23 protein-coding genes are annotated in these 23,830 nt (G+C 38.0%); all 23 read right to left on the bottom strand.

The annotated features are described in order from the left end of the window. Positions 1–4: 4 nt before the first annotated feature. Complete coding sequence (ybaK, locus tag VRHSUH10_RS00285; RefSeq protein WP_105088994.1) at positions 5–496, bottom strand: Cys-tRNA(Pro) deacylase; 492 nt, start codon at positions 494–496, stop codon at positions 5–7. Positions 497–576: 80 nt separating this feature from the next. Next, entirely contained in the window at positions 577–1,575 is a 999-nt protein-coding gene (locus VRHSUH10_RS00280) for a nucleoid-associated protein (RefSeq protein WP_105088993.1), read from the bottom strand. A 27-nt stretch (positions 1,576–1,602) separates the two neighbouring features. After that, positions 1,603–2,898: an AMP-binding protein gene (locus VRHSUH10_RS00275; protein ID WP_105088992.1), complete on the bottom strand. Its 1,296-nt coding sequence runs from the start codon at positions 2,896–2,898 to the stop codon at positions 1,603–1,605. A 1-nt stretch (position 2,899) separates the two neighbouring features. Beyond that, a complete protein-coding gene (locus VRHSUH10_RS00270) occupies positions 2,900–4,006 on the bottom strand; it encodes a thiolase family protein (protein ID WP_105088991.1) in 1,107 nt (368 codons plus the stop codon). 66 nt (positions 4,007–4,072) lie between these two features. Then, positions 4,073–4,585: a biotin transporter BioY gene (locus VRHSUH10_RS00265; RefSeq protein ID WP_005387058.1), complete on the bottom strand. Its 513-nt coding sequence runs from the start codon at positions 4,583–4,585 to the stop codon at positions 4,073–4,075. 8 nt (positions 4,586–4,593) lie between these two features. Continuing rightward, the gene (locus VRHSUH10_RS00260) at positions 4,594–5,160 is read right to left on the bottom strand and encodes a hypothetical protein (RefSeq protein ID WP_105088990.1); all 567 of its coding nucleotides are present in this window, start codon (positions 5,158–5,160) and stop codon (positions 4,594–4,596) included. A 161-nt stretch (positions 5,161–5,321) separates the two neighbouring features. Beyond that, entirely contained in the window at positions 5,322–6,185 is an 864-nt protein-coding gene (gene galU / locus VRHSUH10_RS00255; RefSeq protein WP_005387062.1) for a UTP--glucose-1-phosphate uridylyltransferase GalU, read from the bottom strand. 13 nt (positions 6,186–6,198) lie between these two features. Next, entirely contained in the window at positions 6,199–7,752 is a 1,554-nt protein-coding gene (locus tag VRHSUH10_RS00250) for an LptA/OstA family protein (RefSeq protein WP_105088989.1), read from the bottom strand. A gap of 37 nt (positions 7,753–7,789) precedes the next feature. After that, positions 7,790–8,908, bottom strand: a complete 1,119-nt coding sequence (locus tag VRHSUH10_RS00245) for a hypothetical protein (RefSeq protein ID WP_039969271.1) — start codon at positions 8,906–8,908, stop codon at positions 7,790–7,792. Between the two features lie 108 nt (positions 8,909–9,016). Continuing rightward, a complete protein-coding gene (locus VRHSUH10_RS00240; RefSeq protein ID WP_005387067.1) occupies positions 9,017–9,463 on the bottom strand; it encodes a hypothetical protein in 447 nt (148 codons plus the stop codon). Between the two features lie 254 nt (positions 9,464–9,717). After that, positions 9,718–10,725, bottom strand: a complete 1,008-nt coding sequence (hypE, locus tag VRHSUH10_RS00235; RefSeq protein WP_105088988.1) for a hydrogenase expression/formation protein HypE — start codon at positions 10,723–10,725, stop codon at positions 9,718–9,720. Between the two features lies 1 nt (position 10,726). Continuing rightward, complete coding sequence (gene hypD / locus VRHSUH10_RS00230; RefSeq protein ID WP_039969273.1) at positions 10,727–11,845, bottom strand: hydrogenase formation protein HypD; 1,119 nt, start codon at positions 11,843–11,845, stop codon at positions 10,727–10,729. Continuing rightward, complete coding sequence (locus VRHSUH10_RS00225) at positions 11,805–12,056, bottom strand: HypC/HybG/HupF family hydrogenase formation chaperone (protein WP_005387071.1); 252 nt, start codon at positions 12,054–12,056, stop codon at positions 11,805–11,807. The genes hypD and VRHSUH10_RS00225 overlap by 41 nt, the downstream gene beginning before the upstream one ends. 143 nt (positions 12,057–12,199) lie before the next feature. Then, complete coding sequence (hypF, locus tag VRHSUH10_RS00220) at positions 12,200–14,479, bottom strand: carbamoyltransferase HypF (protein ID WP_105088987.1); 2,280 nt, start codon at positions 14,477–14,479, stop codon at positions 12,200–12,202. A 34-nt stretch (positions 14,480–14,513) separates the two neighbouring features. Then, positions 14,514–15,923 (bottom strand): thioether cross-link-forming SCIFF peptide maturase, encoded by a 1,410-nt coding sequence (gene scfB / locus VRHSUH10_RS00215; protein WP_105088986.1) that lies wholly within the window; start codon positions 15,921–15,923, stop codon positions 14,514–14,516. Between the two features lie 166 nt (positions 15,924–16,089). Next, positions 16,090–16,233, bottom strand: coding sequence for a six-cysteine ranthipeptide SCIFF (gene scfA / locus VRHSUH10_RS00210; protein ID WP_004693318.1), 144 nt, complete (start codon positions 16,231–16,233; stop codon positions 16,090–16,092). Between the two features lie 67 nt (positions 16,234–16,300). Next, positions 16,301–17,092: an ECF transporter S component gene (locus VRHSUH10_RS00205; RefSeq protein WP_105088985.1), complete on the bottom strand. Its 792-nt coding sequence runs from the start codon at positions 17,090–17,092 to the stop codon at positions 16,301–16,303. Between the two features lie 49 nt (positions 17,093–17,141). Then, the gene (locus tag VRHSUH10_RS00200) at positions 17,142–17,984 is read right to left on the bottom strand and encodes a hypothetical protein (protein WP_105088984.1); all 843 of its coding nucleotides are present in this window, start codon (positions 17,982–17,984) and stop codon (positions 17,142–17,144) included. Beyond that, positions 17,977–18,381: a hypothetical protein gene (locus tag VRHSUH10_RS00195; protein ID WP_105088983.1), complete on the bottom strand. Its 405-nt coding sequence runs from the start codon at positions 18,379–18,381 to the stop codon at positions 17,977–17,979. Before VRHSUH10_RS00195 ends, VRHSUH10_RS00200 begins: the two co-directional genes overlap by 8 nt. Positions 18,382–18,496: 115 nt before the next feature. Beyond that, the gene (locus tag VRHSUH10_RS00190; RefSeq protein ID WP_105088982.1) at positions 18,497–20,635 is read right to left on the bottom strand and encodes a heavy metal translocating P-type ATPase; all 2,139 of its coding nucleotides are present in this window, start codon (positions 20,633–20,635) and stop codon (positions 18,497–18,499) included. 16 nt (positions 20,636–20,651) lie between these two features. Continuing rightward, complete coding sequence (locus tag VRHSUH10_RS00185) at positions 20,652–20,912, bottom strand: DUF6110 family protein (RefSeq protein ID WP_004697111.1); 261 nt, start codon at positions 20,910–20,912, stop codon at positions 20,652–20,654. Positions 20,913–21,017: 105 nt separating this feature from the next. Further along, complete coding sequence (locus VRHSUH10_RS00180; RefSeq protein ID WP_105088981.1) at positions 21,018–21,224, bottom strand: FeoB-associated Cys-rich membrane protein; 207 nt, start codon at positions 21,222–21,224, stop codon at positions 21,018–21,020. A gap of 231 nt (positions 21,225–21,455) precedes the next feature. Further along, positions 21,456–23,828, bottom strand: coding sequence for a ferrous iron transport protein B (feoB, locus tag VRHSUH10_RS00175; protein WP_105088980.1), 2,373 nt, complete (start codon positions 23,826–23,828; stop codon positions 21,456–21,458). Between the last annotated feature and the right edge of the window lie 2 nt (positions 23,829–23,830).

Genomic DNA, 23,830 nt, shown 5'->3' with positions numbered 1-23,830 from the left:
CCTCTTAATGATCCATTGTAAGTACTACAAATTCAGCATTTACAACAGAGGCCAAATCCTTTGGATTTACCTTCATCTGCATGCCTCGTAGACCAGCGCTTACATATACAAACTCTTGAGGTTCCATTGTGGCATCAAAATAGGTAGGAAACGATTTTTTCATCCCCACTGGAGAACATCCGCCCCGTAAGTATCCGGTAATACCTAGTAAGTCCTTAACATGAACCAGTTCTACAGACTTATTATGACTGACACGAGCCGCTTGTTTCATATCTAGCTCTTCAGCCACTGGAATACAGAATACTACAAACCCTGTTTTATCGCCCTTACCAACTAGTGTTTTAAAGACTTGTTTTTCATCGAGTCCTAAAGCTTCTACTACATGAAGGCCTGCAGCACGCTCTTCAGACCACTCATATTCGCTAATACTATAAGGTATCTTATGAGTATCTAAAATACGTAATGCATTTGTTTTTTTATGTTTCTCTTTACCCACTATAACCTCCATATACTAGCATAACAAATAAATTTAATCATACCATAATATATTTCTATCGATAAATATATTTTTCATTACTATTTATTTACGATTTTATTAATATTTTTTAGTTCAATACGCAAGGTTCCATCATCATTAGTTTTGATTTCAATGAACTCGCGATTTTTCATATACTCTACAGGAAAAGAAATTTCAATGCCCGTATCGGTTTTAATCTTATGATGTTCGCCAACCTTCGTAGCAAACTCTCGATTAACAGGTAGAGGCCTCATCATATCCGCATCAGCTAATTCTTTCTTAGCCGCCTCTTGTTGAACAGGATTGGCTTTAAATACCTCTTCCACAATGCGAACAGGATCTACTGTATCAGATACTTCTGCATTTTTCGCAATCATAGACTTTGCAATCGTCAATTCAACGACACCATCTGACTCATGGGCTTGAGCCACCTTATCTACGATAGCTTTCACCTTTTTCACCGTATCTCTAGAAGATTGGTTAGTGCCTAATTGCAATACCTTATCTGCTAAGATATAGGATACTTCACCATCAAATTCACCTTTTGGTTCAAAAATTCGAACGCTAAAATCATGCAAATTAATCGATGCAAAGGCGCGTAACTTTTGTGAAGGCATAGGCAACACAGCCTTATGAGAAACAAGTTCTGTAGCTAAACTGCCATCATCTTCACTAAATAGTTGATGAGTAAAAGCATCATGAGCTTGGCACAGAAGAATGCAGATATAAGATGCATCCGTAACAGCTTCACAAATAATCGTATCGATAACAACGGAGTCCGTCGCTTGTTTCATATAGGTAAACAAGCTTTCACCTAAATTCTTAGATAACTCTATAAACTTGAGGTCTCCATTTTTATAATCGACTAATTGTTTACCAAATGGACTTGCATCATGCAAGGTACCTGTTCTAGCACCGGGGTCTTTGAACGCCTTAACTACATGATTTGCAATATAATCATGAATAGCTTGATCGCCAACCTTTAATTCATGTTCAGAGTATACAGCTAAAGAAGACGTAAAATCGAAAATCTCTAGCGCCGCCTTATTAATCTGCATGATGCCTCCTTATAACAGTAAAAACGATTACCCTTTATTATACCACTCTTTTAGCTTTCTTTTATCAACTTTTGAGCATTCTGTAAGAGGTAACATAGGAATAGAGTAGATAGATTTTGGCCATTCTATGGAAGGTCTATGATGCCGAATTGTTTCCATAACATCGGCTACTAGAACATTATCCTCCAACACCATATACGCTACAAAATCTTCCCCTTTTACATCATCTATGATATCGATAATAGCTACTTCTGAGACACCATCTATAGATTGCAAATAAGTTTCCATGGAGGGAATAGATATTTTATAGCCCCCCTTGTTTACCACATCGCCTTGTCGCCCAGTAAACATAAGATACCCCTCTGTATCTATATAACCACAATCATTAACGGTATATGTATCGGAAATACCTTCAATATGATATTTTGTAGTTACATATATAACCCCATCATCTGCTTTAATTCGGACCGTTGGGAATGGCCTGCCCACAGTGCCTTGTCGGTCTAGCCACTCTTTACCTGTACAATAGGTTATATAGTTAAGCTCAGAAGCACCATAATACAGAATAAACTCCATATTAGGACATAGCTGTTGCAACTGCTCCATCAAATGACAATCAAGCACTTGTGAGCCAGCAATAATATAGTTAATCGCAGATAATTTACATTTACAATGCCTTACGAGCAATCTAAGTTTTGTAGGAAGAGCATAGATATGATCTACTTCATATCTTTCAAGCAGCTCAATCCATCGAGTAGGACGCAAGGAACTGGTAGTAACAATAGTCCCCCCTGCCCATAAGACAGCAACAACCATATTACTAACACCAGTAAAACTAAAGCTGCCTTGCAAAAAGATTTTTGTATCTTCATTTATATGAAAGATATTATTTTGAATATCCAAAAACTCTCGCCACGATTCCTCTTTTCTCCACAACGGTTTAGGACGCCCCGTAGTACCTGATGTAAGTACACCAAAATCAGTTAATGGTAACACGCCTTCATCAGCTATAATATGAGCTAATTCGTCTATATACTCAGTATCCATTTCATTATGGCATACCATAGGAATGTAACATCTATACAATGCACCTAACCATTGTACAAGTTGTTCTAAAAAGGATTGACTCTGAATTAAAAGAACTTTATTTTTTGCTGATTCTTTAACTTCAGTGAGATTTACTATATGACTAGTATCATCAATATCGATTGATAGAATAGCATCATATAGTTCACTATATGTATACTTTGTATCATCTATAATGAGAGCAATCTTATGAGGCTCTAATTCTTTATATTGTCGTAACCGTTCAATAATTGTCATTTTACATACGTTCCATAATCAAAGCAGTTCCTGTACCGCCTGCACCGGCAATAGCACACAAACCATAGCGACCATTACAAGATTCTAAAGCAGCCATACAATGAAGAGCTAATATAGCACCAGAACAGCCATAAGGATGTCCATACGCTAAGGCACCACCCAATTTATTATATTTTTCTAAATACTTGGGATAGGCCTTATTGAAGAGCACATCAATGATAGCAAAGGCTTCGTTCCACTCTACTACATCAATATCATCCATCGTTAGACCAGTGCGTTTTAAAATCGCTTCTGTGCTTTCTAAAGCTCCTTCTGGACTAAACTGAGGATTTCCCGCCCAAGGCATAATACTATGAATTCTAAAGGGCCCTTTTTCATTAGATACGTATACAAAAGCCGCGCCATCATGAGTTAAACAAGCATTGCCTGCATTTGTAATGGAATTAGGTCCTAATAAAGGCTTCATACGTGATAATAGTTTCTCATTCATCTTAGGGCGAATACATTCATCTACACATGCTTTTCCATCGATGGTAATAGGCATAATATAAGATTGCAAATATGGATTATCTAAGGCCTCAATGGCCCGTTGGTGACTGCCAATAATGTATGGATATAAATCTTCCTTGAGTACATTATGCTTTTGAATCGTCCTCTCTGCCCCTTCTAACATAGCTAGAGGAGAACAATCGTTAGGGCTAAACTGAGCAACCTTATATAGGCCTTCACGATTATCACCAGCTGCATACATCCTATCGGGCTGTAATGAAGAACTTTCAATACCACCAGCAATAGCCGAATCCATAACACCTGATGCAATATGTGTATAGGCCATCTCAATACTCATCAAGGCTGATGCACATTGCATATCTACGGTAATCCCAGGAACAGAATTCGGTAAATTAGTCATGAGCCCCATAAGGCGACCAATATTCCCACCTGTACCAACTGCATTACCACAAAAGATCCCATCCACTTGTGAAATATCATAACGATTGATTAATTCATTAATGAGTTGAGCTCCTAACATTTCAGGTCTCATATTTCTATATTGTCCATGTAATACGCCTATAGGGATTCTAAGCCCACCATGAATATATACTGACATATTAGCTCCTATAAGAAAATGCAGAAAAGAGGCATCCCAAGGAATGCCTCTTTTCATTATTACATTCTAAATTTTAATTTTAGTTGCTAACCAAGAAGCAACGAGACATTTTACAATATCCCCAGGAATGAATGGGAACATTACTACAGGCAATGCCGCCCAAAGTTCAGTTTTTGTTACAATCATAAAGCCTGCAACGCCAAATAGATATACTACAGGAATAGTAATTACAAGAGAACGCCATGCATAAGAGAAAAAGCTCTTCTTAGAACCTTTGAATACGCTTAATAATGTATAAGCTATTGGCCAAGAGAAGATAAAGCCCCCTGTTGGTCCTAATAATTTGCCAAGACCTGCTGTGCCACCAACGAATACTGGTAAACCTACAGCACCAAGTAAAACGTAAATGATAAATACAATAAATGCATCCTTTGGTTGCAATAATAGACCTGTTAATGTAGCCACCAAAGTCAATGCAGTTACCATGGCCGGACTAAATGGCAATGGGAAAGAAATATATGCTGAAATACATAATAAGGCTGTTAATAAAGCCATTTTTGTTAAACGTCTTGCTTCCATAATTACCTCTAACTAATACATCTTTGTTTTAAAGATGTTAAATCTTCATTTTCACCAAAAAAAGTAGCCGAAAAAGCTAATGTATCACCTATATACCCTTCTACTTGAGCATCTTCAGAATTTTCCACCAAAGTTACCTGATCATCTGCAATAACGGGTGCATGAAAATAAATAGCCATCTGCTGCGCAGATTTACTAATATTCCAATAATTCCATAAATTTTCTAGAATCATACAACCCGGTACCACATAGGGTGCTTCTCGATGAATCTCATTAGTATCGTTAATATCATTTACAAATCGTATGATATCGTCCTTAGAAAAAGATATAGTACGGTCGTTTTTCTCTTGATGAATTGTAGAACGGATACGAAAATGTTTCGGTACCGGTCGTAAATCAACTATTAAAAAGCCTGATTTATCTAGAATACCAACCGTAGTAGTTTTAGCAACTTGATATAAAATACCACAGATAGATTGATCACTACCCGAAGCATCATAATGCATATGCTTAATAACACTATGCCCTGGTAATCCAAAATCATTATTACACAATGTTGTAAAGAGCGATCTCATATAATCACAGTCCTTTATTTATTCAATAAATTGATTATAATCAACATTATTTTATTAGTCAACAAAATCACCTTAGTTTTGTTAACAATAATACAAAAATATCGCTACCAATTAAAAGAACCTATGGTAACATCCACAGGCTCTTTTAATATATAGATTTACTATTTAAGATCTAGTTCTTTCAAATAAGCTTTGAAATTTTCACCTAACTCTTCATTACGAAGGGCATACTCAACAGTAGCTTTCAAATAACCTAATTTATCGCCTGTATCATAACGAATACCTTCATACGCTAAAGCATACGTATCAGTTTTGGATGCAGCTAGAGCATCAGTCAATTGAACTTCATTACCTACGCCTGGCTTTGTATTTTCCAAAATATTGAAAATATCTGGCGTTAAAATATAACGACCTAATACTGCAAGTCTAGATGGTGCATCTTCTTTTTTTGGTTTTTCCACCAAATTATGAACGCGATATAAATTATCCGCTAATGCTTCACCGGATACAATGCCATAAGAGCTAACTTTATCCTCAGGTACAAATTGAGCCCCTAAGATAATACCAGGATGTTCATCGTAACACTCAATTAACTGTTTAAGGCATGGATTTTCAGGATTATATACAATATCATCACCAAGCAACACAGCAAATGGTTCATCACCAATAAAGGCTTTTGCACATAGTACAGCATCGCCAAGACCACGAGGAGCTTTTTGACGAATAAAGTGAACTTTAATATCTGCTAAGTCTTTAATCATAGCCAATTGTTTATTTTTACCTTGGCTTTGTAAAAGCAATTCTAGTTCCACACTGCTATCAAAATGATCTTCAATAGCGCGTTTATTACGGCCTGTAATGATTAGGATCTCTTCAATACCAGAATCTAATGCTTCTTTTACAATATATTGGATAGCAGGTGTATCCACGATAGGAAGCATTTCCTTTGGTTGTGCTTTAGTAGCTGGTAAGAAGCGTGTACCAAAGCCAGCTGCTGGAATAACGGCTTTTCTAATACGTTGCATAGTTATCTCCTAATTAAAAGTCTTTGCCAACAAATTTGATTTTCCATTGATCATTATTGCTTCTATGTGCATCCTTATAAGTTAAGTACAAGTCAAAGGAATGTAAATCACGATGCCATGTATAATATACAGAGTCTATCTGACCACTCATCATATTTGTTTTAACACTTACAGACACATCATCTAAGCGAGTCAATTTATAGTTACCGCCATAGATGAGCTCTTTAGGAAGCTCTGTAGTATCAAATCGATATGGAGAGTTATTATAAGAAATATTACGTTGATTATAGCTAACCCATACATTAGCACGATTTCCCACTTTAGAGCGGAATCTAGCGCCCCAGTAAGGCATGCTACGAATCGTGCCATCGTAACCATAGTAGTCGCGTTGGTAACCGCCCAAGAAGCGTAAATCAGCATTTTTACCAAGCTTAATTGGATCATGAGATATTTCTGTATAGTATTCCTTATGGGAACCTTTTACAGAACCTTCTTTCCAATAACCGGCATTAACGCCACCGCGTACAGTTACTGGTGATTTACCCACATGATACGTATGAGTATCTAAACGTGCCTCACCAATCTTTTCAACCCATACCGTTTCATCATTATATTCATTAGATTCTTTACTGTACCCAATTGACGCAGTAGCCCAAGGCAAGTAGTGTCTATAACCAACTTTTGGTTTAAAGCCTGATTTTGAATACCAGCGATAATCGATATAAGCTTCACCATGCTTACCAATTGGATAATCAGTACTACCATGCAAGCCAAGTCCATCATCACTACTATATGTAGGCTTTGGAACTAATGAGAATATACTGAATTTTCCTTCTTTATCATGGCGCAAGGATGCTGTATAAGAAGGTAAAGATAAAACCTTAAAGTTTTTAATGTAGAAAGACGGTTTTTTAATAATGACTTTATCGCCAGGATACACCTTGATATCTTGACCTTCTACACGATAATCTGGTGTATGTTTAAAGGCCATCGCATGTTTTGTGGTAACCATGCCTTTATCCATATGACCAGTTTCACCATCAAATGTAGCATTTTGCCCCTTCACATAGTAAGGATCATTCCAACCAAACGCTTGGTCAGCTGTAAAATGACGGTCACTAGTCCGATATGTCATATTTTGACCTGTAATATCCTTTGTTTTACCGCCATTTTCCAAAAAGCGATACCCACCAACAGTACGGTATTCTGTAGTTTTTGTATTACCTTCTATACGTGGTGCCATCAAGGTTTGATTACCTTGAGTCACTACTACATCACCTTGTGCATATACATCACCAGTGGACCCAGTATAGGACATTTTATCTGCATCAATACGAGTCGGCAATTGTTCTGTAGGTTGATCAGACTTTACCTTTTCACCACGACGTACAACACGGATATTACTATTTTCAGGTGTAGATGCTTTAGAGATTTCTCCAAGATAGGATTGATCAACGCTATCCAATTGATCTTGATATACCGTGGTTGACTCCGTAGCGGCCCATACTGGTTGTGCTAAACAAAAAACACAAGCCGCTGCCAGCCATTGTACTTTACGTTTCCTCATGGTTACTAGAACTCCTCTTGCTTTAAGAATTTGTTAATTATTGATTACGCTTTACAACTACGATAGGTTGAGAAACATTTTCTACCGGTTCTTCTTGTTCTTCTACTGCTGCTGGTTCCTCTGTTGTTGTTTCATTTTCATCAACAGCCGCTTCATTAGTGTCTACAGTCTCTTCAGATTCATCGGCCGTATTAGGTACAGTTACTGCTTCAGCCAATTCATCATCACTGTGAGCCAAACCATCACCACCAATTACAAGACCTTGAATTGTAACAGAATCTTGAGGTTGTACATAAATAGTTGCACCAGCAGGGTATTCAATATTTTTACCCTTAACAAAGGCACCACCTACTAAGCCTACTGGTCCAAGTAAAACAGCACCAGCTACGGATGCACCAGCTGCTTTAACTTCACTGCGAGTTTTATCCTTAGCTTCTTTACCTTGTACTGCAGTAAATTCAGTACCATCAATAGCAGGGATTGTGTCAAATGTGATGTCTAATACACCATTACGACCAAAGGAACGAGCCTTTTTCAAGGATGTAATTGTACCAGATCCTACTGTACCTGCAGGTACCAATAACACATTGCCATCCATTACATTTTCAGCTACTGTGAAAGCAACAGTGTCGCCTTCATGGCTAGTTTTAGAAGAAACAGCGTCATTCAAGGTAACTTTGAAGACTTGGTTACCAGCTAATGTACCAACTTGGTTAGTAAGCGTTACATTGCTACCATATACTTTTGTTTTCAAAGAAATGATACGTTTTTGTAAAGAGCCGCTACCAATACGACCATTAACGCTACGTTCCATCTTTTCTACGCGATCTACAAGAGAACCTGCGTTAATGCTATTTTGATATGTATATTCAAGCGCATCCATTTCTTCGCGCAAAGAAATGTTTGTGCCACTACCTTCTACGGAGTTATAGAGGGAATCAACACGTTTGCTCAATGTAGCAGAATTGCCATTGAAACCAGTACCATACACGGTTTCATCAAGTTGATTAATGCGGTCCACTACAGCACCATCTTGTACTGCACCATATACAGTAGTTTCCAAAACATTTGTTTTCTCTGTAACTGTGCCAGGAGCAGCAAATGCAGTGCCTGAAATCAAGGATGCCATTAAAAGTGTAAGTACTTGCTTCTTCATAAATTCCTCCACAACGTATCTAATGTATAACTGTTATACAACAGAATAAGCACGGGCCTAAGACCGTGCTTATTCCCTGAGTCTACTATTTTATATGCTCAGTGGCCATTAAATTTTCAAATCGATAATCGCAGATACACCTACGCCTTGAACACGAGATGCACCAACTGGGTTTGTGCTATCAACAGGTACTAAACCTTTAACACGAACCATACCGTTAAAGCTACCTTCTACTTGGGCAACGGCTTTAACTTGTTCAATGCTAGATGCAGGACCAGTAACTTGAGCAGCACCGATATAACCTTTTGTACCAATACTGATGATAGGTACAACTTTAGTTGTATATTCTGTGCTTAAGTTATTTTGTTTCAATAATTTATTCAAGAAAGAGTCAATTTGTGGACCGAATTTGTTGATAACAATACCGATACCACCAATTTTAGCTGCACCGCCAAGAATACTGCTAAGGCCGCCAGCTTGAGTAGTCAAGATACCGCCAAATGCAGTTGTAGTTAAACAAATCCCTAGAACAGCTGTAATAATCTTCTTTTTCATAATAAGCCTCCTATAGATACTTATATTTTAACAAATTCTATACATAGATTCTAGTGAAAGTATAAGAACTTACACATAAAGATACTAGCATTGTATAAAAGTCCGATGAACAATCAATGAATTTTACACAACTTAATTTAATGCTACCATCATAAAGAATTAGTGTCAATATCAAGTCTAACTCATACTCTATAGGCCTAAAATAGTTCTTATCTTTACATATCTTTACGACTTAGAGAAACTCAATTATATAATTAGCAGATACGAGGAACTTGATCTTCACCTAACAAATCGATTAAGCGAACACCACCAATAGCAGTTTGCAAACCAACCTTACCAATATTCTTATCTAATGTTTTGCCAATTAGCACCGATTCTTTACCTTCTTCAAAGCTGTGAAGAATAGATAGAACTTCATCTGTAACGGATGGATCTACTACGAGTACAACCTTTCCTTCATTTGCTAAATATAACGGATCATATCCCAAAATATCACAAACAGATTGTACTTCGGCGTGAATTGGTATAGCCGATTCTTCTACCTTAATACCCACTTGGCTTTGATCTGCAATTTCTTTTAAAACAGTCCCTAAGCCACCCCGTGTAGGATCTCGCAATAGAGCCACTTGAGGTCCCACTTTATCAAGTACAGCATGAACCATGTTATTTAAAGGAGCACAGTCAGTTTTTAACGCATCAGATAGATCCAATCCAAATCGTTGTCCCATAACAGCAATAGAATGATCGCCAATAGCACCAGATAAAATAATATCCATTCCCGCTTTCACACGATGCGGACCAATATCAATCCCCTCCGGAATTATGCCAATCCCCGCTGTATTTATGTAGATTTTATCTACCTCGCCCTTTTTAACAACCTTAGTGTCTCCTGTAACAATTTGTACATTTGCAGCTTTAGCCATATCCGACATAGTATGAAGAATTTCATCTAGCTCATCAAAAGCCAATCCTTCTTCTAAGATAAGTCCACAACTCAAATATTGTGGAATAGCACCATTCATGGCTAAATCATTCACAGTACCACAGACAGCTAATTTACCAATATTACCGCCAGGGAAAAACGTTGGTTGTACTACATAGGAATCTGTAGAAAACGCCATACGTCCTGCTGTAACGGGAAATTGAGCACCATCATGTAAAGGAGCCAATAAATCATTTGTAAAGTATTTCAAAATAAAACGCTCGGTCAATTCATGACTAAATCGACCGCCATTCCCATGGACTAAGCGAACTCGTTCCATATTAATCCTCCCACGTCGATCCACCACTGGAATAACCGTATTTATACCACGCTGCACAACTACCTTCTACAGATACCATGCAAGCACCAACAGGGTGGTCAGCAGTACAGCTTTTACCAAATAATGGACATTCACTTGGCTTAATAAGCCCTTGCAATACACGACCACATTGGCACCCTTTTGGATCAAGAGAAGGCTTTTCAAGCTGGATAGGTAATGCACGTTCCACATCATAGGCTGCATATGCATCCTTTAATCTTAAGCCAGAGTTTGGAATAACACCGATACCACGCCACGCATCATCACATACATCATATACTTCTTTGATCATCGCTTGCGCTACCGGATTCCCCTTCTGCATAACTACAGAATGATAGGTATTACCCACCACAAAATTACCGGTTTTACGTTGCTCTAAAATATTTGCTATAGCAGATAAAATCTCAAGTCCATCAAAGCCAGCAATACAAGACGGTATGTGATATTCTTCAGGTAAGAATCGGTATGGCTCTTCACCAATAATAACGCTTACATGACCTGGCAAAATAAATCCGTCAATATGACCTTCTTGTTTATCTAATAAAGCTCGTAATGCAGGAGGCACTAATTTATGAGATACAAGGAAGAAAACATTCTTCAGCCCTGCTGCATGAACTGCTTTTACAGTTGCACAAATAACGGCAATAGTCGTTTCAAAACCTATAGCCAGAAATACTATTTTCTTATCTGGGTATTTTTTACTAAGTTCTACCACCTCTAAAGGGGTATAAATGACATGAATATGGGCGCCCTTTGTTTGAGCCTCACTAAGACTGCTATAGCTACCAGGAACCTTTAACATATCCCCAAAGGTAGCAATAATAACATCATCCCGTTCAGCATAGGCTAACGCCTTATCCATATACGTTTGATCTGTTACACATACAGGACATCCTGGTCCACTTACAAGTTCAATGCCACTTGGCAATAATTGTCGAAGACCTTCACGGAAAATCGATACAGTATGTGTACCACAAACCTCCATAAGCCTTACGGTTTCCCCAGGCTCATGAAGGGCATTGATACGTTTTAATAACGCATCAGCACTGTTCTGCTTTTCCTGCAAAGTAAGCTTCTTCAAGTTCTTCTAGCTCCTTAAAGGCCTCTAATGTTTTTTGTGCCTCTTCTTCATCAACAATTTGTACAGCAAAACCCGCATGGACTAACAACCAGTCCCCTACCTTTGCTTCTGGTACGAGGAGTAAGCTGCAGTCACGGGTGGCACCTGTTAATTCAACAGTGCCAATAACATCATTCACAGCTACTAACTGTGCTGGTACAGCTAAGCACATACTATCTCCTTATATATTATATTAATAACAAATTCTATGAGTTTACTTTCGAGAAAGAAAACTCACCATATATAAATATTTCTAATATCATTGTATCACAATTGTAGTAATTATTAAGTGATACTAACTACAAGAATATATAACTATTTCTGATTGCCAATCCATAGTTGACCAAAGGCTAATCCGCCATCATTGGAAGGAACCGCTTCATTCATATACAAATCGCCTACATGCCAAGCGCGATATATCAGCTCTACTAATTTGCGATTTTGAAATACACCGCCAGAAATAGCCGCATCACTAACATTATAGCGCTCCATTAAATCCGCTGCGGTTTCACATAATGCGATAGCAACGGTTTTATGGAAAGATGCAGCAAGATGAGCCCTAGATTCACCATTAACTACACCATCCATAATGGATTGAACGGTAGGTGTAAAATCAAGAATTCGCCCATCATAGTTATAATCAAGCAATATTCCTTTTTCATCACCACATAGAGCCTCTAAGGCTATAGCAATTTGTGCATCATAGGTGTGGACCATACCAAGCCCTAAAAGAGAGCCAACCGCATCAAACAAACGACCACAACTCGTTGCTTGAACCATAGGCATCGTAGATTGTAATGCTTTATCTAATATGGCCCAACCTTTAGGCAATTCTTTCATCCAATCTTGGTAGATAGGTGGAACATCATCACCATAGTAATTTCGGATATACCATAAGGCTTGGCGCCATGGCTCGGAAACAGCTTTCTCTCCTCCCGGTAATGGCGCTTCATGGATATGAGCTAATCGTTGATATTTATCTCCCTTGCAAAGGAGAAATTCACCACCCCATACCGTTCCATCTGGTCCATATCCGGTACCATCCATGGCAATCCCCAGCACTGGACCTTCAAGATTGTGCTCTGCCATGACTGATGCAATATGAGCGTGATGATGTTGAACAGATATAACAGGAATCTGTGCGCTTTTACCAATGCGCTCTCCTAAGTGGGACGAGAAAAATTGAGGATGACTATCTACAATAATTTTCTCTGGTTGTATAGAAAACAATTCCTCATATCGGTCAATAGTCCACTCCAATGTGGCATGAGTAGATGCATTTTGTAGATCCCCAATATGTGGGCCTACAAGGACTTCTGAGCCTTTATTCATAGCAAATGCATTTTTAAGATCACTACCCATAGCTAGCATCGGACTTTGCCCTGAAAGTTCACAATGAATAGGTTCTGGTACATAACCACGACTACGACGAATCAATCGAGGTTTATTATGGATGACAGTTACAACAGAGTCATCGAGAGGTGCATAGATTTGACGATTGTGTACCAAGAAATAATCGGCAACCGATTCTAACTCTTCAAAGGCTTGATCATCATCATATAAAACTGGATCACCACTTCGATTACCGCTTGTCATAACCCATGCTGCATCTGATGGTAATAGTACCTCATGCATCGGTGTATATGGTAACATTACGCCAAGCATATGATTATCCGGAGCTACATGGGGACTCAAACGCACTAAACTATCAGTATTTCTTTTTAATAATACGATAGGCCGTTCCATTCCCGTCAAAACATCTAATTCTTCATCACTAAGATGGACAAGCTCAATTGCCGTATCTAGGGACCCTACCATAATTGCTAAGGGTTTATGTGGTCGATTCTTACGCTTACGCAAGCGTTGAACCGCCGCATCATTTCGAGCATCACAAACTAGGTGGTATCCACCTATTCCTTTTATAGCAATAATACTACCTTCATTGATTAATTCACGGGTAGTATTCCATACATTTACAGTATCTACAACCGTACGATTAGGTTTATATAAAGTATAATGAGGACCACATTGAACACAAGCATTTGGTTCAGCACGATAACGGCGCCCCTCTATATCTTCGTATTCAGCCTTACAAGCTTCACACATAGGAAACTCGTCCATCGTCGTTCGTTCCCGATCATAGGGAAGTGATTTAATAATCGTATATCGTGGGCCGCAATTTGTACAATTAATAAAAGGATATTCTTTTCTACGCTTGTCCTGTTGTAGTTCTTTAAGACAATCAGCACATGGCGCTGTATCGGCACTAATAAAGGTGCTAACTGCTTCCCCTAATGGAGATGGCTCCACAGAAAACTCAACTTCATTATTTTTTATAGTAAGATGTTCTACTGTTTGACTTGTAATACGGCACAGTCTAGGTCGGTCATCTTGAATAGCATCTAAAAATAGCTGTAAATCACCGACACAACCTTGTACCTCAACGTAAACACCTTGGCTATCATTATAAACAAAACCAGTTAACCCCAGAGAATGTGCCCACATAGAAACAAGGGGCCGGAATCCGACCCCTTGAACTATACCGGTATAACGAATTCCCCAGCGTTCTATAGTTTGATTACTATTTTGTTTCATATAAGCTCCTACTATAGACGGAGAATTAAGGCTATTAACCTAATGCTACAGGAATACTGCCATCAATGCCAGCTTGTTCTAACTCAGCTTGAATCATAATAGCGCATTCAATACGTTTCTTTTGTAAACGGCAACCAAATTCATAAGGTGTTTCTAAATCGCCACCTAATGTAATATTATTAGCATGACAGCCGCCAGAACAGAAGAATTTCGCCCAACATTCCGCACAAGTTGGTTTAGAGAACACATGTGTATTTCGGAAATCTTTAGGAATTTCTGTATTTTTCAGACCATCATATACATTGCCAAGCACGTATCCATCTTTACCTACGAATTGGTGACATGGATAAATATCGCCATTAGGTACAACAGCCATATATTCATGACCTGCCCCACAACCGCGAAGGCGTTTAGCCATACATGGACCACGATACAAATCCATACGGAAGTGGAAGAAGTTAAACTTCTCACCCCAACCTTCCAATTGACGTTGTAGATAAATATCTGCTAATTTTTCATATTCTTTTTCTAATACTGGCCAATCCTCTTCACGAAGTACATAGTCCCCTTCTTCACCTACTACAGGCTCCATGGATAAATGTTCAAAGCCAAGATCAGACATAGCCATAACATCTTTTGTAAAATCTAAATTCTTATGTGTATACGTACCGCGTACGTAGTATTCAAGACCATGACGTTGTTTTACGGCATTGATAAGATTTTTAGCAATATATTTATAAGACTCAGCACCACTACCCGCTACAGGGCGCATTGCATTATGTACGGATTCACGACCATCCAAAGACAATACAAGACTCATCTTATGTTCGTTTACATAATCAATTTTATCTTGTGTTAACAACATGCCATTTGTAGTCAATGTAAGCTTGAAAATCTTATTGTGCTTTTCTTGAATGGATTCAATATATTCAACTGTTTGTTTAACAACATCCCAGTTCAATAAAGGTTCTCCACCAAAGAAGTCTATTTCACAATGTTGACGAGGTCCGCTCATTTTAATGAGGAAGTCCACTGCACGCTTCGCCACATCAAAACTCATTAATTCACGTTTTACACCGCCGTAATCACCTTGGCTGGCAAAACAGTATTTACATGCTAAATTACAATCATGAGCAATATTTAAGCATAATGCCTTAACAATAGGTTTTTCACCTACTACAAGTTTAAACTCTGTACTCATCGGAGCAAACAATTGCTCTGCCTTAATGAGCTCATCTAACTCATCCATAATCTCATCAAGTTCTACGGCATCTTCTTTAGCATCTAATGCAGCATGTACTGCATCGCGATTAGTGCCATCATATATGTCAAGAACTCTATCAATGAGTTCGTCGATAACGTGAATAATACCACTATTAACATCTAAGCAGTAATAGTTATCCTTCATCCGAAACTTATGGATCATTGGTTTTAATTCTAACATGGTACCTCCAATTATTATGTATGGTAAAAGTTCTACTATATAGAACTTTCTAGATAATTGTACCACATTTCCACGCTAAACGTTATGAAAAGAGTCATAAAGATATACCATACAAAGTATGTATTATACACATAAATAAAAGAGGCCCGCTAAGCGAGCCTCTTTATTATTTTTGTTTACAAACTTGGTTACCAACTGTGCAGCTTGTTTTGCAAGCAGATTGGCAAGATGTTTGACATTCCCCACAACCGCCAGTTTTAGCAGTTTTTTGCAAGGATTCAGTGTTGATAGTACGAATACGTTTAGCCATGGTTATCCTCCTCAATACTTATCGAATGATATTTATTTTATCATATTTATGAAAAGCCTGTAAAATACTATTTAGTTATGTTTTCTTCTACAGATTTGATTTTATTAACTTCTGTAGTTTTATTTGCATCCGCTCCTACTGTTGTTGCAGCGCTTGTAACAGCATCAGTTTTTTCTTTCTTAGGAGTATCCTTACGCAATACCTTGCGTAATGCCAATGCAACTGGAGTAACGATAACAGCTGCAAAAACAGCTTCTGGAATACCATGTGTAACAGATAAGAATACAATAGACCCTAATACTTGATCTGGGCTAAGATTCATTTTAACAGCAAACATATCTGCGTAAAGTAAGAAAATAAGTCCCATAACCATAATTGTATGGAATACGGTACCCATGAAAGCAGATACGATAATGCGTGGACCTTGTGGTGCTTTCCATAATAGTAAATATACTAAATATGCTAATACTGGGAACAGTATACGTGGTAGCACAGAAATAATTGGATTAATAAATAGAGGGGATAAAATATTAGGTGCTGTAATATTTTGCCACAAGCTATAGCAACCAAAGATAAAGCCTACAAAGGCACCTACCTTAGGGCCCTCTACAATAGCACCAATAAGTGTCGGTACATGTAGAGTTGTCACATTAAGAGGCCCCAATGGAATAATCCCATATCCAGATACACCTAATGCGATTGTGATCCCCGCCAACAAACCAATAATGGTAAGCTCACGAATAGTAATACCACTCTTTTTCTCTTTTTTAACCTTTTTACGTTCAACGGGGCTAGTCGTTTCATTGCCTGGGATTGATACAGTTGAGTTATCATCCACTAGACGTTCATTGTTGTTCATAGATCCTCCTTCGTTCTCATTCCTTACGGATATAAGTCGAAACTAGAAATTAAATACGTTCACGGCGTCGTGAAATAATACCACGCTCTACCAATGCACCTATAATCACTGCTACACCTGTCATACCAGCTTCTAACAAAGTTGGGGTAACAAACACTAGTGGATTACCTTGATACGTTGGAAAAACGGTGGGAACTAAAGATAAAACAAACTCTGGAATATAACCACCATATAAAATATGGGCATTCATAGCGAGCCATAAACCAGCAGTTAAAACAATACGAAATAATCGTATACCTTTATAGGCTAATTCTCTTGGGTATAAATAAAATACAAATACCAATAAAGATATAAGCAACAACACAAATTCTGCAAACAGTATATTTACATTCATTGATGATGCATACATGAAGTATACCATCGGATCCTGTAAATCAATATACAGAAGCGAACCAATATATAAAAATGGGATTGGTATAGTATACCCGATTATATCAAGGGCTTCATCTACCATGCCCCATCGATGATTTCGATTGAAAAACTTAGTAGCTAGCAACCCACAAAGTTCAATAAGTACTTGAACTATAAAATACACCACGAAAAGAAGCAACGCTGTTACAATTCCACTATCTGCAGTAAAGCTAAAGGGCGTATGAAGAAATGAAAATACTGTCCACCAAGCCCAACTATACGTATGATATCCCATACTCAATGGTAAATCGTCATTAAATTTAGCATTCTTCAATCTTCGTACCATGAGAGGTATTACAAGAGACAATACAGGGAATACTAATATTGGTAATGCTAATGCGCCACTCAAGGAAAGAACTGTCGTTACAGCACTTACAAATAAAGCACAAACGACGGTGAATAACCAGAAATTCTTATTCATTACGGCCTCCTACTAAACGAGTAAGACCATATGCAAAAATCAAGCTAATAGTAACACCAATATACATAGCTACTAAAAAAGCTACATCTCGGCCAGCTGTAGGCCAGCTCCATAGCATCGATAAATCTACACCGAGAAAAATACCTTTATAGCTAATGCCGTGGATTATAATCCAACTTACAACATAAGCAATACGGCTAATCGATTTTCCATCTCCAAAGGTACTACTTTTAAACGATAAATATGCCAAAGGCATTATTAGTGATAAAAGTAAATACCATACAAGTGCTACGGTAGCACTTGATCCATTATGAATCATATATGCAATAATAGGAATTACTACGATAAATAGATTCAAATAAACGGATCTTTTACAAATATCCATTAATGTGTTCATATAGATCTCCTATGATATGTAATCTCTTTGTATTTTACAATAATCATAGATAAATGTCATCAAAAAAGAAAAACCTCCATACAGGTAAATGAATACCTTATATGGAGGCTTCTAATTAAGCTACTACAGAGTCAGCTGTTACATCAATTGTAGGAACAGTTTCCTTTGGTTCTTCTTTTTTCAACAATGGAGTCATGCTTTCTAAGCCGATACCCAATGTGAATAGATTATGCAACCATGCTGTTTGGCTTGGCGGCATAATACCGAGTACACCACCACCTACAAGAGCACCATTGAAACCAACGATACCATTGTAATTTGCTTTGATGCGTTTCATCAATGCCATAGAAATGCGGCGTAAATCTACAAGAGCTTGTAGATGGTCGGAAGAAATAGTAACATTTGCAATTTTTTGAGCAATTGGAGCGCCTTCATTCATAGCGATACCAACATGTGCTTCAGAAATTGCTGGGGAATCGTTAATACCATCCCCTACCATCATAACAGTATAGCCTTCAGCTTTTGCTTGTTTTACATAAGCCGCTTTATCTTCTGGCAATACTTCAGCATGCAATTCATCGATGCCGAGTTCGTCAGCTACACGTTGTGCATTACGTTTGGAGTCGCCAGTCATCATGACAACCTTTTTAATACCCAAAGTGTGTAAATCAGCTATAACTTGTTTTGCTTCCTCACGAACAGGGTCTTTAATACAAATAACCGCTGCTAGTGTACCTCCAATAGCGAGGTAAATATGGGAAGATGAATTTGGTAAATTGTTGAATTTTTCTTGTTCATCTGCAGGAATTTTTGTCTTTTCATCATCAAAGATGTAGTGAGCACTACCAATGCGTACACGGTAGCGACCAACTTTAGATGCAATACCATGAGCTACAACGTATTCTACGTCGGAGTGCATTTCCTTGTGAGGCAAGTCATGATCCTTAGCAGCGCGTACAATTGCTTTTGCCATGGAGTGAGGGAAATGTTCCTCAATACATGCAGCTAATTTCAACATTTCATCTGCATCATGACCGTTGAACGGGATGATTTGTTCAAACTCAGGTTCTGCTTTTGTAAGAGTACCAGTTTTATCGAACACAATCATATCTGCTTGTGCAATTTGTTCTAAGAACTTACCACCTTTAACAGTGATACCGCGTTTAGATGCTTCTTGCATAGCGGAAAGTACTGCTAATGGAATGGATAATTTTAGAGCACAAGAGAAGTCAACCATAACGAAAGACAATGCTTTCATTACATTTCGAGTCAACAAATATGTTAAACCAGCACCAATAAAGCTAATTGGAACTAATTTATCTGCCATGCGGTATGCTTGTTGTTCCATACCGGATTTCATTTGTTCAGACTCTTCAATGAGGTTAACGATTTTTTCGTAACGAGATGTTTTGGATGTGCTACGTACTTCTACAATAGCTTTACCGTCTTCAACAACAGTACCTGCATATACAGAACTGTCTTGATCGCGACGAACCGCTTCTGGTTCACCAGTCATGGAGCTTTCATTAACAAGAACAACACCATCGATAACGACGCCATCCAATGGAATCACTTCGCCTTGGCGAATAATAATTTGATCACCTGCCACAACTTCGTTAACTGGCTTGCTCACTTCAATGTCATCAACTAAAACCCATACTTTATCTACGTTCAAGGACATGCTTTGAGCGAGATTTAATACAGATTTACGGTGAGTCCATTCTTCTAAGATATCACCAATACCTAATAGGTACATAACAGCGCCAGCTGTAGGGTAATCCTTTTGAAGTAATGCAGCACCAATAGCTACACCATCAAGTACTTCGACAGTTAACTTACGTTGCCACAATGTTTTAATAGCCTTACCAATAAATTTAATACCATCAAACCAAGCCCATGCAGCTGCAATAGGCGCAGGAAGCACTGCTTTTTTACCTAAGTAAAGTGCAGTACGGTTGATCATCATTTCACGGTATTTTTTATTTACCAAGCGAGGAGAATATTCGTTTAAAGCAGGAGCTTCAGACAAGTCTAAATCGCGTAGACCTAGCACTGCATCACGCACAGCATCAACATCGCCAGTATGTTTAATGGCGATTTGACTGCTACGAGTGTAGAAGGTTACATCTACAATTGCATCATTAAGGAGTAATGTATCCTCTACATAAGCTGCTTCAGCCTCTGTAAAGTGATGACCAGTTACCTTAACATGCAAGCGATTTCTGAGTTTTTTTACTACAGAAAATTGTAACATATGTGCAATCCTCTAATTATTTGTTTTCTTCAAAGATTTCTTCGTTGCGTGCTTCGTTGATTTCTTGAGCTTCTGCCAATACATCAGATGCGGATGCTTGTACTTTTTCAGCTGTTTCTAATACAGTTTCTTTAGCGCGAAGACCAGCTGCTACGATACCAGCATATACTTTTTTAGCATCTTTAGAAGTTAATACTTTAAGACCTACAGTACCCAATGCAAGACCTGCTGCGAATAAGTTAGCGTTTTTAAGATTTTTTTGATCGATGTTGAACATGATAATATTCCTTTCTACTAAATATGATAAAAAATTTAATTACTATATTTGAAAAGAGGAGCCCATTATAGAGACCCCTCATTCAAATTCAGAATTCGTATTAGCTTACTTAGCAGTACGTTTAATGCCTAGTGCTTTATTGGAACCATCACAGCTGCAGTTACCACCGCAACCAGAAGATTTTTTAGAGCCAGACTTGGAGCTACCGCCACCACAGCCGCAGCCACCTTTACCAGACATTTGTTTGTAAAATTTATTACCGATATAAGCTATTGCTAATACAACTATGAGTCCTATAACAAGATTATCCATTATTATGCCTCTTTCTCAATATCTACTAAATTACAATATGTGTCTTAGTGATAAACAAGATAAAAGCAATATCTAAAGGATATTTCCCTTTTCTCATTATCATTTAACCACGAATATTGATAATTATCAAGTATTATTTCTAAATTACTTATAACAAAATCGCATTTTTTCTATTCATTTTTGTTTAAAGAATCTAAAAGTGGCTAAACTCTCCTATTTAGCGACTCTAGATTAGAAACCTAATGCGCGACCAATGTTATAGAAGATGAAACATGCAATCCATGCAAATGTATTTTCATAGCAGAACATGAATGCAACCCATTTCCAAGAACCTGTTTCACGTTTGATAACAGCTAATGTTGCCAAACAAGGTGGGTAAATTAATACGAACAACATCATTGTTAATGCAATCAATGGTGAGAAGTTTGGATCATTTTGTAAGTAATCAGTCAATGGAGCTGGATTTTTATCATCACCACCTACTGCATATACTGTACCCAATGTAGAAATTACTACCTCTTTAGCCGCTAAACCAGCTACGAGAGATAAGCCCATTTTCCAGTCGAAGCCCAATGGTTCAAGAACTGGGTTGATTGCTTTACCAAAGGATGCTGCATAGGACTGTTCAATTTTTTCAGAAGCTTGTTCTTTATCAAGTTTGTCATTTTCAGCATCTAGGTTAGCACTATTTTTGTACATAGCCCATGCTGCAGGGAACAATTTTTGGTTTTCATCTTTAATATCATTAAATAATTCAGGTGCTTCAGAATCTTCTTCAACCGCTATTTCAGGTTCATCTTCTCCCGCATTTTTAGCCGCATCAGTAGCATCTTGTACTGTAGTTTTCATATCTTCTACAATTTTATCTACTGCCTCTTTTTGATCATCTGTAGTGATGCCAAATTGAGCTAATGTAGCAGCATCTTTCACTTCATACTCTTGAGCAACTTGTTCTTTCACTGCATCATAATCTTTGGAGTATTCAACATCCATAGGATATGCAGTAATGAACCAAATCAAGATAGATGCGGCCATAATGAAAGTACCAGCTTTAATGATGTACAATTTAGCACGTTCGTACATATGCATCCAAGTAGCTTTCAATGTAGGCAAATGATATGGAGGTAATTCCATTACAAATGGTTCAGCTTCACCAGCAAATAGGAATTTGCGGAAGATTTTTGCAAAGATAATACCGAAGATGATACCCAAGAAGTATACAGAGAATACAACTAAAGTACTATCCCAACCATTTGGGAAGAACGCATTTGCAAATAAGATATATACTGGTAAACGAGCAGAACAACTCATGAATGGTGTAATCAAAATAGTAACCATTCGATCCTTATAATTATCAAGGATACGAGCGCCCATTACAGATGGTACGGAACAACCAAATCCCAATAGCAAAGGAATAAAGGATTTACCATGCAAGCCACATGCGCGCATTACACGGTCAATAACGAAGGCTGCACGAGCCATGTAACCAGTATCTTCCAAGAAAGAAATGCCAAGGAAGAGTAATAAAATTAATGGCAAGAATGAAAGTACCGCACCTACGCCGGCAATAATACCATCAGATACGAGTGACTGTAATTGGCCCTCTGGAATAGTCTGAACCGCATAAGCTTGTAATGCAGCGAAACCATCCTCGATCCAACCTTGAGGAATACCACCAACGAAGTTAACGAACGCAAACAATAAGTACATAACAACCATGAAGATTGGTAAGCCCCAAATTCGATGCGTTAAGATTTTGTCGTAACGGTCAGAGCGTGTTTCCAATTGAGTTGGCGCTTGTGTTAAACATGTATTATATACTTCTACTGCAAAGCGGTGACGATATTCTTGGAAGACAATATCAAGATCAACTTGATCCTTAATTTCTTCACGAATAGCTTCAGCCTTTTGAATAACAGCTTCCGTATTATCAAAGCGCATAACTTTGCCAATAACGTCAGCATCTTTTTCTAACAACTTAACAGCAATCCAACGAAGTGGATATGTAACAGTGCCCGCTTGTTTTAGCAATTCTACAAGCTCACTAATTTTACCTTCTAACAAATCACCATAGTTAATTGTTACACCAGGAGCTTTTTGAGAAGCAGCTACACTAATTGTTGCTTCTAACAAGTCTTTTGTACCAATGTTTGTACGACCTACTGTGCTAACAATTGTAGCCCCTGTCATTTCTGCCATTTTTTTTAGGTCGTATTTGATGCCCATTTCTTCAGCAACGTCAGCCATGTTTAGAGCAATAACCATTGGCTTTTCAAGTTCCAATAATTGTGCAGCTAAATATAAGTTACGTTCCAAGTTAGATGCATCAAGAACATTAACAATAACATCTGGGTTATCATTTACGATAACATTACGCGCTACTAACTCATCCAAGGAACGTGCAGTTAAGCTATATGTACCTGGTAAGTCAATAAACAATAACTCATGGCCATCAAAGTTCGTATGGCCTTCCTTTTTTTCTACTGTAACGCCGGCATAGTTACCAACGTGTTGCTTCGCCCCTGTGATATTGTTAAACATTGTAGTTTTACCACAGTTAGGGTTACCTGCTAAGGCAATGCGAATTTGCCCATTTTCTGCCATGT

The organism is Veillonella sp. T11011-6 (assembly GCF_002959755.1).
Lineage (GTDB): Bacteria > Bacillota > Negativicutes > Veillonellales > Veillonellaceae > Veillonella.
The sequence above is the reverse complement of the archived record's forward strand: the minus strand, read 5'-3'. Positions and strand labels throughout refer to the sequence as shown.